This is a genomic window from Microcoleus sp. B13-B6 (assembly GCF_036705405.1).
Classification (GTDB): Bacteria; Cyanobacteriota; Cyanobacteriia; order Cyanobacteriales; family Microcoleaceae; genus Microcoleus.
The window spans coordinates 44,365-62,140 of sequence record NZ_JAUBUJ010000023.1 but is presented as its reverse complement, the minus strand read 5'-3'; the positions used below and the strand labels follow the sequence as shown (position 1 = coordinate 62,140).

Below are 17,776 nucleotides of genomic sequence, written 5' to 3'. Positions count from 1 at the left end.
GCTTTGGAAAAGCCTGGCTAGATTTTGGATTGATAATTTTCTAAGAAGTATTTATTTTTGAGGTGGCTAAATTAGTTAAATTATTAGCTTGTAAACTTAAATTTATAGGTTCAAGGATCTGACCTTGACTTATCTCTACGCTTTGAGAAACTTCCTCGTATCCTCTGGCATAAACTTTAATAGTGATAGTTTTCTTTTGTTGTGGTTTGCATACTTCTAATCCATGTAGGAAATAGTCCCCGTCTTTATCGCTAAAGGCAGATTCAGAACTGCCGGCAACTTGCACTTTTGCCATAAAAATGGGGCAATTTTTACTATCCGTAATTCGCCCCTTGATTGCAGTGGGTGGTAGGCCGATAGGAGTCCAAGTAATTCTATCGTTGTTAAAATAGACTACTTTTATTGTTTCAGAGTTAGCTACACCGTAGCGCGTTCCTGCACTTGGCCGTGAAACAGTTAATGTATAGCATTCATCAGCATCAGGCAAGTCTACGAAGTAAAACCATCCGTCAATAGCAGTTAGAGTTCGGTCAGGACGCTTAACCATTTTTTCCCAACTCTTAGCATACTGGAGAGCGTGTAAATCGAGCCAATTTTTGAATTTGCCTTGTTTTTGGCTAACTTCCACTAAGGCCCCAGCAATCGCTAACTTAGTTTCAGCATCTATAACTCGCCCTGCGATCGCCACCCGATTTTTTGTCTGTTCCTTTGCTGACATGATTTTATTCTCTTAATTGAGAATAATTTATTATCGACTCCTGCACAAGCTTTCCAGCTTCTACAGGTTCATGGACATCTACCGCAATGGTAACAGTGTAGCTCAGAATTGCTTTGGGCTTGCCTCCCATCACTTGCCAGAATTCAGACCAATTTTGGGATTGAGGTGGACGCAAAGCCATTGTTCGCAAGGGAGGTTCTTTTCCCTGGAGACTACCACGCAAAAACTCAGTGGGAATTTTGGGGTAGCGCATCAGTATCTTCATAACTTCACCTAAAAATCGGTGTTCATCTCGCTCACTTTGATCTTTTTGAACGCTCTCGCTTTTTTTCACCCAAACTGTAATTAAATAGGAACAATCAACTCTGACTGGAGGGGGATATTTGAGCGCGCTTCCATTAGTTTGACGCTCTACGATCCACTCATTGCTACGCAATTCTAGGTTTTCTCGAATGTCATAGAGAAATAAGTTAATCGTAGTAGCAACTGCATCTGTGCTGCTAGCCACCTCCTTATCAGGGGCAGCAAAGCTAATTCCAAAATCAGTAGACCTCCATTTTTTAGAAAGTTCTTGACTGAGTAATTCTTGCAGAGTTTCATCTAAGTCTTGAATCATTGATTTAAGCGATGTCTCGCACAGGTGTCACTACCGACCACTAGAACAAATTAAACAATTTAATTTTTTTCCGAATCGCCAAGAATAATATCTGACGATCGATCGCAGCCTTATGAAAAAATAGATGCGTGACAATTCAATTTTTTATCCTCAACCTGGTAATGATGCAACACCTGTTGACAGAGGTAATACTTTTTCTCGTTTAGTTGGGAACCAACTAGCTGTCTTCTATCTTTCGATAGACCAACTCTATTTTTTTAGATTGATGCTTGTCAAGGGGGTAAGACCCCTTTTTTTGGTTATTTATATTAAGAAAATCTACAGACTGTAAAAATTTAACGCCTAGTCGCAAACAATACCGTCTGAAGCGTCTTGCGATCGCTTACCGCAGGAAGTAAAAACGCCAGTTCCAGAATTCGGGGTGCATTTAAGTGGTGACAGAGGTACGATCGCTTTATGCCCCCAACGGCTGCACGCTACAGGTCGTTTTCTGCAAGCTCACTCAACAAGCGATCGCCCTCCTGACGGCCCGCACCCCAACTGTTGCCCTAAACGGGTATCCCCAAATCTTGCCCTAGTAATGGAATAGTTTTTTGAGAGTATCACATAAATGAGGCGGTGGGGACTCAGCCGTTTCCACCGACACGACTGAGGCATCATTAATCCTCGCCGATCACATAACTGGCGATCGCCACCATCACCCACAGAAATTGGTGAAGCTATCGCGCCGACTGAGAATCACCACCGATACACTCATAGGTTTCCCCAAGCCCTAAATCGCATCTGGTAATTCGCGTTCCACAAACCGCACGCGCGGATGTCGGTAAACTGCAACTGTCACCCCTATGGCTAGAATTTCCATCGTAATAAATAGCAAGCCAATACCGCGGCCCGGCCCCACGCCAATGATTTGACCGATGCTTCCAGCTAATAAACCATCAGTCGCCATTAGAGGTTCAAAGATTCGTTCAGTTAGAGGGCCAGCCACAACATAGGCGAGGGGGATGCACGAGAAACAAATCATATTAATTGTGGCAAAGACTCGGCCTTGAATATTGGGAGCCACTTTTCGGAGTAAGATGGCATCGCACCAGCCATTGATGAGCGGTAAGCTGAAGAAAAACAAGAAGAAAGCCAGAGCAAAAAGGGCGGCATCGGCGCGTAATCCCAATGCTAAAATGCACAGTTGACTGAGAAAGGCAAAACCAAATACGCCACGAATTAAAGTTCTGGGACCTCCCCAAATACTCATAACTACACTACCCAGCAGCATCCCGGCACCGCCGAGGGATTGAATGGTTCCGAGAACGGTAACAGAAGTAAAAGAAAGTACCAGTGGCGGGAATAAAACTTCAATCAGTCCAAAAACAAAATTATTGATAGCGAAAACAATTAGCAAAGCTAAAAGTCCGGGTCTAACAGTAATATAAGTCCAACCTTCAAGTGCCTCGCGCCAGAGAGAGGCTTTTCCATTAACTGGAACCGCAGCAGTCTTAGCGTCAGGAAAGCGAACCAGCAATAGGGTGGTGAGGGCAAACAGGAAGGGGGCAAAGTCAATTAAAATGACACCTTCAAGTTGGACGATTCCCAGCAAGAATCCTGCTAGCAGCGGTGAAATTAGCTGGGCGCACGCTTCTCCTGATTGAACCATACCGCTAGTACGCGGCAAGTGTTCCTTCGGTACTAATAAAGAGGTCGAAGCAGTGTAAGCTGGCAACTGAAACGCTTTGCAGAGGGAACTGAGGCTGACGGCGATGTAGATGTGCCAAATTTCCAGCCTGCCAGCGACCAGTAAGAGAGCGATCACCACTGTACTTAGACCTGCCCCGGAGTCAGACAGAATCATGCAATTGCGTCGATTCCATCGGTCAACTAAGGCACCTGCAACCGAAGAAATTAAAATACTGGGTAGGAGAGCAAATAGCAAAATTAGAGAGAATTGGGTGACTGAACCTGTACGCTGATAGACCCAAACTCCTAAAGCAAAGCTCGTCAGACCAGATCCCATCAGGGAGATCAGTTGTCCGAACCAGACGAGAAGAAAAACGCGTATCTTATGGAACGGAGGGAGTTTCGTCATTCAGCATCTTCTCTACAGTTTTTATGGAATCGTTAAAAAGCGGACATATAGCAGGTAACAGGTAACAGTGCTAAAAGCCTTTTGTTGTCTAAGTTCTAGCATTGGTTCATGTCCTAACCGCCTGATCTGTTGCTATATGTCTTATTTTTGTGAGTATTGCTGAAAAATAAGCTCTTATTTCTCAAGCCTGACTAAAAGCTCCCAATTATAAACATCAGGTTCGTCAACGCCAAAAATATCCTTGAGATTGGAGATTGCAATATCAGAATCGTCAAAAGAAACTTCAAAGCTGAGTCGTTTAAAGCCTGCTTCCTTGAAAATTCGATTCAACCGTAAGGGGGTGTAATATATCTGGCGAGAATTCCACCTGTTGTCATAGCAGGCACTATGGGCTAAATTAATTTGCCCATCAGTTAACCAATGAGCTTTAGATTGAACTAGATAAGCAATCTCCAAGTCACAAAAAATACTGGGGAAAAAACCGTAAAGCCTACCACCTGGTTTGAGAATTTTATAAAACTCATCAATCATCTGACGATTTTGATCGTCTTCCCCCGCAACAACTGAATTAACAACAAGGACATAATCAAATTTTTCTTGCCAATCTGGGTATTCTTCCACTAATTTGGTAGAATCAGCAACTTGAAAATTTAATTGTTGATTTTTTAATTTTGTATCTCCATTTGTCTCTTGCCAATTATTTTTGGCTCTTTCTATCGCATTTTCAGCAAAGTCAGTACAGTAAACTTGTCCAATCTGAGGACAGAGAGTTAGCAAGGTTTTCTGAAGTCCTATTTCCGAACCACAACCCGGAATTAGAACTTTTATGTCGGGAGAATTTGGGATTTTAAAATTAGGGGATTGAAGAGGATTGATGAGATTTTCGCAAATTTGAGGATCTTTTGTCAGGCTGTAAGTATGATTAGAATAATTTTGGTGAACTTTATTCCAAGTATCTTTTTCGTCTTCTGAAGGAGAAGAATAAGAGGGAATGAGCCATTTGTGTTCGTTAGCATTCATAATTGATTCACTTGCAAAATAGTTAGTAGAGGATGAACTTGACTTTATATTTGGGAGTAAAGCCTTTTAATTATAGCTCTTCTGAATGAGATTGTGCTACATCCAAACTAATTTTTAGTTGTGCAGCTAATTCCTGTACGTGAGGTTTTTGCATCATGGTCATGTGGTTTCCCGAAATCAGATAATTTTCGGTAGTTGTAGAAAATTTGCTCCAGCCTAATGTTGGATTTTTTAGCAAATCAGTTAGCCCCTCCATAGCCACATCAATTGCATCTATTTCGCTGGCGCGGAAAACAGAAATCCGATTGGGGAGTACCTGTTCTGGGTAATAATTACGATGGGCTTTAGTATTAGCCTTGTAAACTTCCACTAAACCCCTAAATGACTTACTTGCTACATCTTTAGGTAAGGAATTCAACTCGATCCATTTTTCTTTTAGATAATCCAATTGTTCCTCTTGGTTCAGGGAAGCAAAAGTCTCTTTGGATAACTTCCATTGAGGATAAAACATATATTCCATATAATTGGCAAACTCGGTATAATCTAGATCATTTTCATGAACTGAAATTGACTTTTTACTAAAAATTGGCGCTACAGCATCGATAATTGCCACAAGAGCGACTTCATGCCCCTGTTTCTGCAACTGCTGGGCTATCTCAAAAACAACTAAACCTCCAAACGAATGCCCTCCCAGGAGGTAGGGTCCCTGGCTTTGAACGGTCTGTATTGCCTGAATATAGTAGGCAGCCATATCTTCCACCTGTGTGAGAGGTTCTGATTCTCCGTCAAGACCTCGTGCTTGTAGACCGTAAAACGGTTGATCTGAACCCAGATGACGTGCTAGATCGTAAAAGTAAAGAACATTTCCGCCAATGCCAGGTACGCAGAAGAAAGGTTTCTTGGAACCGCTAGAGTGAATCGGGATCAAAGGAGACCATCTGCCAGAATCTCTTGACGAACGAATATGAATGGCTAACTGTTCGATAGTTGGACTGGAGAAAAGGGTTGCTAAAGGTAGATTTGTTCCAAATTGCTGTTCAAGACGCGCCATTAGCCGTACAGCTAAAAGAGAATGACCTCCCATCGTAAAAAAGTTGCCTCTAACTCCTACGGGATATACACCGAGAACTTCTGACCAAATTTGTGAAAGCTGTAATTCTAGTGTGTCGTGGGGGTCAACAAAACAGGTTTCATTCCAAAAGTGAGAACTATCTGGCGCTATTAGGGCGCGACGGTCTAGTTTCCCGTTAGGGGTAAGGGGTATTGCTTCCAAAAGGACAAACGCAGACGGGATCATGTAATCAGGCAGCTTTTGTTTGAGGTAATCGCGCAGTCTATCTGTGATTGTGTGCTGCAACGTTTTCAATAACCCCTGTTCTTCTGGGAGTTTTTTTACACTTACACACTCGGTTTGATAAAAAACGCGCTCTGGGATGAGATTAGAGACAATATAAGCAACAAGACGCTTATTACCAGGAATGTCTTCACGGGCAACAACTACTGCTTCTTGCACATCTGGGTATTGAGCTAGTACCTGTTCAATTTCTCCGATTTCAATGCGGAAGCCACGAATCTTTACCTGGTTATCAATGCGACCGAGATATTCGATATTACCATCGGGCAAGTAGCGAACCAAATCTCCAGTTTTGTAGAGACGCGAAGTGGGAGAGTCACTAAAGGAATTGCGAATGAAACGCTCATCGGTCAAATTGGGCTGATTGAGGTATCCCCGTGCCAAACCAGCACCACCGATGTGCAACTCACCGGGAACGCCAACAGGTACAGGTTGTCCATTCCGATCTAAAATATAGGTCTGGACATTACCAAGGGGACGACCGATCGGCAACTCCTTTAATGTCGTGTCCGCTACCGATAAATCATATATCGTTGCCCCCACAGTAGCTTCTGTCGGGCCGTAATTATTCACCAGACGAACTCGCTGTTCCACACACTCAAGCCAAGTTTTCAGTCGTTCGGGCAGTGCTTTTTCTCCGCCAATGATTATTAAGCGCAATGATGAGGGTAATACCACCGTTTCTTGAGTCAAGAAAGCAGTCAGTTCGTGCCAGTAGGCTGTCGGCAAAGCCATGACAGTGATTTCCCAATTCTTGCAATTTTGCAAAAATCCCTCAATGGAGTCCAGCATGGAATCAGTACGCAAGACAAGCGTCGCACCAGAAATCAGGCTGGTATAGATTTCTTCGGCACTGACATCAAAACTAATCGAGGAGAATTGCAGAATCCGATCTGCGCTTCTCCCAAAGGGAGAAGCCAAGGGCGAACGCAGCAGCGCTTCGCTATCACACTGGTCTATTTCATATTCAGCACTCGCAACCGTTGTGTAATTGACTAGCGATTCATGTTGGATTAAAACACCTTTGGGTTTTCCTGTAGACCCTGATGTGTAGATAACATAAGCCAAGTTTTCTGGCTTTACTCCGCTTGACAGGTTTTCTTCGCTGTGGGAAGCAATTTCTTTCCAGTCTGAGTCTAAGCAGATAACACGCGCTGAGTGTGCAGGAAGTTTCTCCACTAATTTCTCTTGGGTAAGCAGAACGGGTAATGACGAGTCTTCCACCATGAAAGCTAACCGCTCTTTCGGATATGCAGGGTCGAGAGGAACGTAAGCACCCCCAGTTTTGAGGATGCCCAACAAACCGATTACCATTTCCAGAGAGCGCTCTACACAAATCCCTACTAACACTTCTGGTTTCAGGCCCAAGCTTTGCAGGTAGTGCGCCAACTGATTGGCTTTTACATTCAACTCTCGATAGGTGAGTTGTTTTTCTTCAAACACCACTGCTACGGCATCGGGTGTCCGTTCCACCTGTTCTTCAAACAACTGATGGATGCACTTTTCTTGGGGATAGTCTTTAGCAGTGTTGTTCCACTCTACTAATAGCTGCTGTCGCTCTCCTGGTGTCAGTAGGGGCAATTCTGAAATCGCCTGTTTGGAATTGGCGACGATTCCTTCCAACAAGGTCTGGAAATGTTCCGCCATCCGCACGATGGTAGTCTCATCAAACAGATCCGAGTTGTATTCCCATTCTGCTACCAATCCATCAGCCGTATTCTCCATTGATAGCGTCAAATCAAACTTGGCTGTGCCGAGTTCCACGGAATACGAGCTTACCGCTAAATCAAGCAGTTCCATAGAAGGTACTGTTCCGTCGTCAAGAGCAAACATCACCTGGAATAGAGGCGTGTAGCTTAAATTGCGTGTTGGTTGCAATGCTTCTACCAACTGCTCGAATGGCAGGTCTTGATGCGTGTAACCTTGCAGCGCCACTTCCCGAACTCGATTGAGTAACTGCTCAAAACTAGGGTTGCCGCCGAGGTTGGTACGCAGCACTAAAGTATTGACAAAAAAGCCGATTAGCCTTTCAAGTTCCCGTCGGTTGCGACCAGCTACAGGCGTCCCTACTACGATGTCATCTTCCCCTGAGTATCGGTAGAGAAATGTCTGAAACGCTGCCAAAAGCGTCATAAACATAGTGACTCCCGCTCGCTTACTCAACGTGGCAAGTTCCGCGCTCAATTCTTTGGAAAGGGCTGCATAGTAATATCCTCCACGGAAGGTTTGAACAGCCGATCGCGCTCTGTCTGTGGGCAATTCTAATAAATTCGGAGCGTTCTTGAGTTGTTCCTTCCAGTAGTGAAGTTGGGTTTCTAGTATTTCTCCAGTTAGCCACTGTCGTTGCCAAAGAGCAAAGTCGGCATATTGTACTGGTAACTCTGGTAAAACTGGAGGCTTTCCTGTACAGAAAGCTTGGTAAAGTTCTGTTAGTTCTCGCACGAATACGCCCAGCGACCAACCATCAGAAATAATGTGGTGCATGGTGAGCAGCAAGAGGTACTCTGTTTCACCTAGCTGTAGCACCGTACCTCGGAGTAAAGGCTCTTGCTCCAGGTTAAAAGGTCGATTCGCTTCAACCGTAGCTAATCGTTTCGCTTCAATTTCTCGTTCGCTCTCAGAGAGGTGCAACAAGTTCACAATTGGTAGTTGAAAACTAAGAGTTGAGGCAATAACTTGAACGGGTTGATCTCCTACTATTGCAAAGTTGGTGCGTAAGGCTTCATGCCGCCGGATAATTTCGTTGATAGCCTTCTGTAGCGACGCTATATTAAGCTGACCGCTCAGATGCAACGCGAGTGGGATGTTATAAAATGCACTTTCTGGTTGTAATTGGTCGAGGAACCACAATCTCGCTTGAGCAAAGGATAAGGGGATGGACTCTGACCTGGGAATTGGTAGAAGAGGCAGAGCTTCTACAGATTTTCCGTTTTTGAGCGCTATCTCAACCCGTGAAGCGAATTCGGCAATCGTGGGAGCTTCAAACAAACTGCGTAATGGTAATTCGATGGATATCGTGTCGCGCACTCTTGAAATTACTTGGGTTGCTAATAAGGAATGTCCGCCCAAGGTAAAGAAATTGTCATGAACGCCTACAGAGTCAATTAAGAGGATGTTACTCCAAATGCTGGCTAACATTTCCTCAATCGGAGTGCGTGGGGCGACAAAAAACTCTTCCAGTTCGGGACGCAAATCTGGTGCGGGTAAGGCGCGACGATCCACTTTACCATTGGGTGTTAGTGGTAGTGCCTCCAGAACGATAAAAGCACCCGGCATCATGTAATCAGGCAGTTTTTGTTTGAGGAAGTGGCGCAGGTCAGTAATTGTGGGTGTTCCTTCTTGATACGGAACAACATAAGCCACTAATTGCTTATCACCTGCAACGAAATCTTTGGCGATAACTGCTGTCTCTCTTACACCGGAATGCTGGTTCAATATTGCTTCAATTTCGCCTAATTCGATGCGGAAGCCGCGAATTTTTACCTGATTGTCAATGCGACCGAGAAATTCAATGTTGCCATCTGGGAGGTAACGACCTAAGTCGCCAGTTTTGTAGAGTCGAGAACCTGGTTCATTGCTAAAAGTGTTGGGAATAAATTTCTCTTGAGTTAAATCGGGCCGATTGAGGTATCCTCGCGCTAACCCCACACTGGCAATGTAGAGTTCCCCAGGAACACCAATAGGAACTGGTTGGAGATGGCGATCGAGAAGATAAACTTGGATGTTGTCTATGGGACGACCGATGTGAGGCAACGTATTCTGTATGGCATCGCTTTCGACTAATCCAGAAGTCGTGACCACAGTGTTCTCGGTTGGCCCGTAGTTATTGACTACTTTAAAAGGAATTGAAGCTGATGGATGCTGATGAAGTTTATCTCCACCCGTTAACATAATTCGTAAGGCTCCGTCAGAGGGCCATTGAAGAGACAACAACTTTTCTGCTATTGGGGTGGGGACAAAAGTAATTGTTATCTCTTTGGTCAAAAGCCAGTCGCGCAGTTTTTCTGTAGACAGAAGAATCTCTGGCTTGACTAAATAAATACTCGCTCCCGATGCTAAATAAGGCCACACTTCCCACACGGAAGCATCAAACGCGGTTCCGGCTAGCTGGGTAGCTCGGTCTGATGATGTTACCTCAAAGGTTCGTTGATGCCAGAAAACTAGATTTAGCAAACCAGAGTGGGGAATCAAAACCCCTTTGGGCTTGCCGGTTGAACCAGAGGTGTAAATGACATAAGCCAAGTTTTCCGGTGTCACACCAGTGATAAGAAAAAGTTCGCGTTGAGCCGAGATTTCTTGCCACTCAGAATCCAAGCAGACTACCCGTGCTTGATGTTCTGGTAACGAGACAACCAGTTTTTGTTGAGTTAGTAAAACTGGCAATCGTGAATCATCGAGCATATAACTGATGCGATCTGTTGGATAGGCGGGGTCTATAGGGACATAAGCACCACCGGCTTTGAGTACACCTAACAGTCCTATAATCATGTCACTTGAACGTTCTACACAGATGCCCACCAAAACTTCTGGCCCTACACCCAACGTTTGGAGGTAATGTGCTAGCTGATTTGCCCTTATGTTCAGCTCTCGATAGGTCAGTTGTTCTCCTTCAAATACCACTGCTACAGCATCGGGAGATCGCTCTACCTGTTCTTCAAACAACTGATGGATGCACTTATCAAAGGGATACTGAGCTTCTGTGTTATTCCACTCCACTAATAGCTGGTAACGATCTGTTTGTGTTAGGAGAGACAATTTTGAAATCGGCTGATCTGAATTGACTGCGAGCGCCTCCAGCAAAGTTTGGTAATGTCCCGCCATCCGAGCGATCGTACTAGCCTCAAACAAATCAGTGTTATACTCAAACTGACCAATAATCCCCTCTAATCTTTCCTCTACATCCAAAGTCAGATCGAACTTAGCCGTATCAGTATTCACATTTGGGTAACTTAAAGTCCAACCCTCATCCAAAAATGACATTGAAGGTTGTGCAGTAAATGCTACTTGGAATAAAGGGTTTTGGCTGAGGTTTCGTTCTGGTTGAAGTATCTCTACCAACTTTTCAAACGGCAAATCTTCATGGGCATAAGCTGCCAAAGTTACTTCCTGTACCCTAGAAAGTAGCTCTTGGAAACTAGGATTCCCCGACAAATTAGTACGCAACACCAGGGTATTGACAAAAAAACCAATCAGTCCTTCAATTTCTGGTTTGTTGCGACCTGCACTAACAGTTCCCACCACAATATCTTCTTGCCCTGAGTATCGATAGAGCAAGGTTTTAAATGCTGTCAGCAGCGTCGTGTAGAGAGTGACCCCTTCTTGTCGCGAGAGAGCTTTGAGTGTTTCTGTTAAGTTTTTAGATAGAGCGAAACATTGCCTCGCACCCCGGAAAGTTTGAACAGGGGGTCGTGGACGGTCTAACGGTAGTTGTAGTACGGGTAAATCGGCTAGCTGTTGCTTCCAGTAATTTAATCGACTTTCCAGAATTTCCTTTGTAAACCACTGCCTCTGCCAAACAGCAAAGTCAGCATATTGTATGGGCAATTCTGCCAGAGGTGATGGCTGACTATTAGAAAAAGCTTTGTAGAGTGTTGCTAATTCTTTTAGGAATACATCGTAAAGCGAAACAGCATCGGTAATAATGTGGTGAAAAGTCAGAAATAACCTGTAGTCTTCATCTGAGAGTTGCATCAATGCAGCCCGCAGCAGTAGACCAGAACTAAAGTCAAATGGCTGTATAGCTTCTCTTTTCGCCAACCGCAAAGCTTCTGCCTCCCGTTCCTGTTCTGGCAGTTGCCTTAAATCCATTACTGCTAAATTAAAAGTAGAGAATGGATCGATAACCATCGCTGGCTGTCCGTCTACCGTCATAAAGCGCGTTCTCAAACTTTCGTGACGGTTGATAATTGCGTTCAGAGCTTTTTCTAAAGCATTTACATCAATAGCACCTGGAAAACGAATAGTGCAAGGTTCGTTATATACCGGAATATTTGGTTCTACTTGTGCCAAAAACCACAATTGTTCCTGAGAAAAACTAAGTGGAATCCTTTGGTTTCTCGAAATAGGTTGTAAAGCTATGCCTATTGGTCGTTGTTCTTGCTGAAGAACTTCCTCTACTATTAGAGCTAAACCTGCTACAGTAGGAGATTCTAGGATTCGGCTAAAAGGTAACTCTACTTTCAGGCGATCGCGTATTCGAGCGATAATTTGGGCCGCTAACAGCGAATGCCCCCCCAATTCAAAGAAGTTATCGTCAACTCCTACGCGCTCAACTCTCAAAATTTCAGCCCATATCCCTGCTAATATCTCCTCAATAGCAGTGCGAGGTGCAACAAAAGTAGATAACTCTGCTGGGTTGATTTCTGGTTTGGGCAACGCTCGACGATTTACTTTACCATTTGGATTCAATGGCAAGCTTTCCAATACTACAAAATGCGAGGGAATCATGTAGTCGGGAAGTTGTTGTTGGAGGAACTGGCGCAACTCTCGTATAAAATTTGACTCTGACTCTGGCGATGAGTGGAGTACAAGATATGCGACTAATCGTTTATCACCGGGTACATCTTCCCTAGCAGTAATAGCAGCTTGCTTAACAGATGGATGTTTGCTCAGTTTTTCTTCAATTTCTCCCAATTCAATCCGAAAACCGCGAATTTTTACTTGATGGTCAATGCGACCGAGAATTTCAATTGTGTCATCACCGAGATAGCGAACTAAATCTCCAGTTCTATAAAATCGTTCTTGTGAGTTTTCCTGAAAAGGATTGGAAATAAATTTTTGCGTCGTTAATTCTGGACGATTGAGATATCCTCTTGCTAGTCCCCATCCCCCAACTAATAACTCTCCTTTTTCTCCTTCGGGAACAGGTTGCAACTCTTCGTCAACGACATAAATTGACAGGTTGGGAAATAGGCGACCTTGAGGGCAGCCAGATAAATTTTCTTCTGACTTGCAAAGCCAGTAGGCCACTACAATATTTTCTGTAGCGCCAAAAAGGTCGTAAAGTCTGCAATTAGGAAATTGGTTAAAAAATCGTTTTTTTAATGCCGCAGTTACAGGCTCTCCCCCTGTAAATACCATTCGGATATTTCGGCAATTCTCCAATCCCTCTTCGGAAAGAAATACTTGCAATACAGAAGGGACAAAAACAAGGACACTGATTTCTTGTTGAGCGATCAGCCTAACTAAATAAGCGGGATCTTTTTCACAGCCTGGTTTGGCAAGCACAACCCTAGCCCCAGTCATTAAAGGCCAGAATAGCTCCCAGAATGAAAAATCAAATGTTAAAGGTAATTTTTGCAAAATCCGGTCTTGCTGCGTGATGGGAAAAATTTCTTGCATCCACAAAAAGCCTTGACAAATTGCTCGGTGGCTTACCATCACACCTTTTGGTTGTCCTGTAGAACCCGAAGTATAGATTGTGTAAGCTAAGTTCTTAGGCTGAACACCACTCACAGGATTACTCTTGCTTTTTGCAGAAATATTCTCCTCTTCAGCATCCAAGCAAACAAAATGACCTGGAGGTAATGGAATTCCTGCTACCAGTTTCTTGAGAGTTAGCAATACCTCAACTTTTGTATCCGCTAGAATGAACGCCAAGCGCTCTTGAGGCTGCGATGGGTCGAGCGGAACAAATGCAGCACCTGCCTTGAGGATACCCAGCATTCCCACTATCATCTCAATAGAACGCTCAAGACAAATGCCTACCAACATTTCTGAAGCGACATTTAAAGAGCTTAAATAATGTGCCAGTTGGTTGGCTTTCTCATTGAGTTCGCGATAGGTCAATTGCTCTGAATCCAAAACAAGAGCGATTGCTTCTGGGATTTTCTCTACCTGTGCTTCAAATAACCCATGTAGAGTAAGACTTTTATCGGAAACGAATTCTGGTATTGACATGACAAGCTTCAAATGATATTGGCACGAAAGGTGGCTTGAGAAAGGTAAAACCTTTCTCATAAATTTTTCCCACGCAAGTTTATAAAGTCACATCCATGTAAATTGGTCTAGTCATACATCTAGGGCCACCAGTACCTTTTACTAACTCTTGACCCTTCACCTTAATGACTTCCACATCGGATTTCTTTAATAAATCCTGCACTCTTTCACAGAGGTCGTAAGCAAAGATTCTTCGCCCTCCCAAACAAAAACAGTTACAAGCTTGCTTGTATAGAGATTCTTCCTGTGTGACTTCAATGAAATTGAAACCTATATCTTTAAAAAAGTTAATAGGATTGATTGCTGTTTCACTCCCATCTAAAAGCACGCCACTTATTAGGCTATCGGGATGGGCTATAATGCAATCTTCAGCTACAGGAACCATCCCACCGTCAAGGTTTATACGCCATTGGGCCAGTTCAATGCCAATAATGCCGTCTATAATTCCCTTTGGCAACAACTCTGAAATCAAGAAATCTAAGGTTTCTCTGGTTGTTCTTCTGCCATACCCGATTGCTAAATATTTTTTCTCTTGGTAATAAATAGGGATGACATCTCCACCTTCTAGAAATAAACCTTCGGGAATTTCCAGGATTGGTTTGAGTCCCAGCAATTTGGCTACGCTCGACATAAATTCCGGCTCTTTCTGCCGAATTTTTTTGACCATCCTTCCTACTATATATCCGTCTGGAATCCAGGGCAGAGTGATGATCGCATCGCGAGTGTAAACTAAATTAGGGTTGGTGGATAGGTAGCTGCTAAATTGCTGGTAAATCTCTTCACCTTTCAATCTCAGTATGTCTGATACATAGAAAGTTTTTAGTTCCTGATTGAGAGAATTTGCAAAATTCTGATGAGCTTCCCGAAACTGTTGAGCATCAGGAAGCGCTCTGAACAGATAGTTTTCTTGAAGTTCCTGACTTGACAAGTTCTTCAAATGACTAAATACGTGATAGTCGGTTGGGTCGTGAACGACAACTGCTTTCGGTGTTAAAGAAAACTCGCTAAGTTGAAAATTAGACAGTTCAGGCATACTTGAAAAGCTATTGGTATTTTGGATAGAAGGGCGATCGTTGATCGTTTAAAATAGAGAAAAGTCTGATGGCTATTATGATGTAGACATTTAATCAGAGTTCTCAGATGTTTTAGGAGTTAGGGTTTTACGATCTGCCAACCCCTAACTTATATTTTTTACTTCGACTCGATCTTTCCTGATTCAGAGCGATATTTATTAACCGTTAATTACGAAATAACCGTCCACAGGATGTCCATCTTTTTTACATTTTGCACCAACAATAATAGGGAGCCTCTATCGGTGTTACAGTGCCTTTAGCTTCGTTGTCTCCCACTAAAGGGCATGACATTTCAAGCTTGACAGTGACCTTTTGAGAATTAACAATTCCTTGAAATTCCCCGTAACCTTTAGCTCCCCTTGATGTTCCTCCTTTATCATTTAAATCAAACCGATAAGTAACTCCAGAAACTACATCCTTTTTTTCGAGCTACTACCCTCTGTAGATTCAATTTAATTTGTCGCTCATCCTTTTTCCTCGGTTTGTTTATTTGTCATCTATCTCTAGACATACTTAGTTTAATTTTTTGGAGAGATGCCTGTCAAGGGAAATCAATAAAATTTGTGTAAAGGAAACGTCATGGAAGGTAAAAATTCAACATTTCCTGGTTTGGACGTGAGTAACGTAGAAAAAGCTTGAGAAGAAATGCCCCAATTTACATTCACTTCGAGAGCAAATAGTTCTGGAGATAATTGGTACATCCTTATATCCCTCCATCCATAGGGAATTTACTGATATAAAAATGATGGACGCACTATTCTGTAAATTACGAGCTAAACAATAGCCGTAATTTCACGCTCGACGTGCGATCGCCCACACTCAGAACAATAGGTCAGTAATTAAGTAGAAGTCCCTTTTGTAGCGTTAAACCCTGATTATAACTGTATCGTTCAAAAGCTATGAAAGTCTATTAATTGCTTCCACAGGTTGTGAAACGGCATCTTATCTCTATAATACTTCCTCTCCCCCATCTTTGTAAGTCGGAAAAGTCGGATCGTAAAGTCGGAAAAGTCGGATCTTGCATAATCTAGTGACAATGCGCTGGGAGTGACAACCCGCCTGAAACCCTTATGGGATAAAGATTTAGCCCACTTGCTGAAGCTTTGAGAACAGCTATATCTTATAGATTTGTGCGCTGGCTGCAATAAAATATAAACGCCCAAGCGGCATATAAAGCCAGTTTTGGCTTGGTTTGGGCGTGAAACGCAGTTTTTGTCGCGTTAAGGCAATCATTTCTGGGACGCAAGAAACTCTAGAACTGCTAGAGAAACAGCCAGAGTATCAGGCGATGGCTTACGCCTACGGACAAAGTAACGATTTTGCGATTCCCAACGATTTGGTTTTGGCAAACGCAATTCAAGCTTTACGGGAAATTTATCACGCAATAGTTGAATCAGAATGCTATTTTCCTGGTTGTGAACGTGAAATACCCTCAACTCACGAAAATATTAACGTCTTTGATTTACTGGGCAGTTAAAAGATATCACTTAAAGCGTCTTACCGTAGTGCTTCGCTTTTGGGCAATGATGTTTTTTCTCCATAACTATGACTATCTCTCATCAATCACATCTAAATCTAATGAGCAAAATAGCCAAAATAACTAAAAATCACATCGAATGGTTTAAGGAACCGAAGGACTGCTTTTTCTACTACGGCAGCAATTGGTGTCCGGGTTGGGCGATCGCGCTACGCGCCCCGCAAGCTACGGTAAAATTGAACTTTCGTTGGCGCAGCCCTCGCAGAGGATCGTTCCTCAATGTTTCTATCTGGTAAGAAATGCTTCCGGTGACTGTCATTGGCTTCCTGCTAACAAAGCTTCTTGTCGTGGGGAAGGTCAAAGTCATCTGTTTGACAGTAGTTATATGGTCAATTCCTTTGATAGGCTTAAAATCAAGAAATTCAAGCCTATCTCCTGAAATTTTATGCACTTTCTCGCCACTAATAGCGTTGAACCAGTTCGCTACTGGTTTTTCTTATCCTCAAGTTTGTTGTGTGTTTCGCTTACTATTTTGTTGACCCGCTACAGAAAATGGTCAAATTGTTTTCTTAGGTGACAAAAACAGTGATAAATGGGTAAGCAATTTTGAAAGTGCCTAGTTTTTTGATACTCAAAAGAGTGCAAATATTAAAACAACAGTTTTAAACACTAATTCTGTAGCTTGTGGGTTTTTTGCTGATTCTATGTTTGTTATTGCCGTTTTCTGGTTAGAACCCCATTAGTCAATTTTAATTTTTGCTCATATCTTATTTGTAAACAAAAGTCAAATTTTTGCCGTCAAAAAGAGAAATAAAATTGAGATGATATACTAAAAAAATAATTTATCGATCGATACCCAGCTCGATTACCACCATGACAATAACAGCAGGATTCGCAACAAAAATGCTGCGGGCAACACTCGCTGACTACAACTTCTGGCCCCAATCTGAAAGCGATTCACCGCTTTCAATTAAAAGAGCTAAACTGCCATTGGATGAAGCAGCAATTCTTAGCAGAGATGCTTCAATGCGGAGAGCTGCAATCAAGGCGATGAATCCCCTCGCTCCTAGTTACAAAGCTCCGGCGACACGACGCATTGAATACAAAACTTTAGATGAGCTGTTTCAACCTTTGATCAGAAACTCTTTGACAGAGTTAGTAGGGATGGCAACCCAAAGTTTGGCGATGGAAGAGCCTGTTTTACCAGAGACAGTATTTAGCATTTTGATGCCGATCGAACAGGTTGAATATCTAACTGAGCTTTACCAAACATTCACTCAGTTGCAAAATACTAAAGTCATCATGGTTCACGACGATGACGGTGACAACACAAGCCCTGATGCTTACACAACTCTGATGATTACTGGAGAATCAGTGGAATCAGAAGTTATCGTGGCTCAGGCTCTGCTGATTCAAACCTGATAAGCGCCAAAGTTCTTTCTCTCTCTTGTTTTTAATCTCTTCTCTGGTAGTGACTACAGAGAAGAGATTAATTCTCGT

The 17,776-nt window shown here is 43.0% G+C and carries 11 protein-coding genes; 3 read left to right on the top strand and 8 right to left on the bottom strand.

The window, feature by feature from the left end:
* Window positions 1-40: 40 nt before the first annotated feature.
* Together QUB35_RS13000 and QUB35_RS12995 are read right to left on the bottom strand one after the other, a co-directional pair.
* Complete coding sequence (locus QUB35_RS13000; RefSeq protein ID WP_333142301.1) at window positions 41-718, bottom strand: carboxypeptidase regulatory-like domain-containing protein; 678 nt, start codon at window positions 716-718, stop codon at window positions 41-43.
* A gap of 4 nt (window positions 719-722) precedes the next feature.
* Window positions 723-1,334: a DUF4255 domain-containing protein gene (locus QUB35_RS12995; RefSeq protein WP_333142300.1), complete on the bottom strand. Its 612-nt coding sequence runs from the start codon at window positions 1,332-1,334 to the stop codon at window positions 723-725.
* 431 nt (window positions 1,335-1,765) lie between these two features.
* Here QUB35_RS12995 and QUB35_RS12990 point away from each other — a divergent pair, with 431 nt between their 5' ends.
* The gene (locus QUB35_RS12990; RefSeq protein WP_333142299.1) at window positions 1,766-1,912 is read left to right on the top strand and encodes a hypothetical protein; all 147 of its coding nucleotides are present in this window, start codon (window positions 1,766-1,768) and stop codon (window positions 1,910-1,912) included.
* 194 nt (window positions 1,913-2,106) lie between these two features.
* Here QUB35_RS12990 and QUB35_RS12985 read toward each other — a convergent pair whose 3' ends face one another.
* The 5 genes from QUB35_RS12985 to QUB35_RS12965 all read right to left on the bottom strand — a co-directional run bounded on the left by QUB35_RS12985 (window position 2,107) and on the right by QUB35_RS12965 (window position 15,500).
* Window positions 2,107-3,414 (bottom strand): MFS transporter, encoded by a 1,308-nt coding sequence (locus tag QUB35_RS12985; RefSeq protein WP_333142298.1) that lies wholly within the window; start codon window positions 3,412-3,414, stop codon window positions 2,107-2,109.
* A gap of 174 nt (window positions 3,415-3,588) precedes the next feature.
* Window positions 3,589-4,434: a methyltransferase domain-containing protein gene (locus QUB35_RS12980; RefSeq protein ID WP_333142297.1), complete on the bottom strand. Its 846-nt coding sequence runs from the start codon at window positions 4,432-4,434 to the stop codon at window positions 3,589-3,591.
* 70 nt (window positions 4,435-4,504) lie between these two features.
* A complete protein-coding gene (locus QUB35_RS12975; RefSeq protein WP_333142296.1) occupies window positions 4,505-13,687 on the bottom strand; it encodes an amino acid adenylation domain-containing protein in 9,183 nt (3,060 codons plus the stop codon).
* A gap of 79 nt (window positions 13,688-13,766) precedes the next feature.
* Entirely contained in the window at window positions 13,767-14,759 is a 993-nt protein-coding gene (locus QUB35_RS12970) for an arginine deiminase family protein (protein ID WP_333142295.1), read from the bottom strand.
* Window positions 14,760-15,350: 591 nt separating this feature from the next.
* The gene (locus QUB35_RS12965) at window positions 15,351-15,500 is read right to left on the bottom strand and encodes a hypothetical protein (RefSeq protein WP_333142294.1); all 150 of its coding nucleotides are present in this window, start codon (window positions 15,498-15,500) and stop codon (window positions 15,351-15,353) included.
* 497 nt (window positions 15,501-15,997) lie between these two features.
* Between QUB35_RS12965 and QUB35_RS12960 the strand changes: the two genes are divergently transcribed.
* Entirely contained in the window at window positions 15,998-16,276 is a 279-nt protein-coding gene (locus tag QUB35_RS12960; protein ID WP_333142293.1) for a hypothetical protein, read from the top strand.
* Window positions 16,277-16,448: 172 nt separating this feature from the next.
* Here the strand turns inward: QUB35_RS12960 and QUB35_RS12955 are convergent, their stop codons facing one another.
* The gene (locus QUB35_RS12955; protein WP_333142292.1) at window positions 16,449-16,595 is read right to left on the bottom strand and encodes a hypothetical protein; all 147 of its coding nucleotides are present in this window, start codon (window positions 16,593-16,595) and stop codon (window positions 16,449-16,451) included.
* 554 nt (window positions 16,596-17,149) lie between these two features.
* Here QUB35_RS12955 and QUB35_RS12950 point away from each other — a divergent pair.
* Window positions 17,150-17,698, top strand: a complete 549-nt coding sequence (locus tag QUB35_RS12950) for a hypothetical protein (protein ID WP_333142291.1) — start codon at window positions 17,150-17,152, stop codon at window positions 17,696-17,698.
* The last annotated feature ends 78 nt before the right edge of the window (window positions 17,699-17,776 follow it).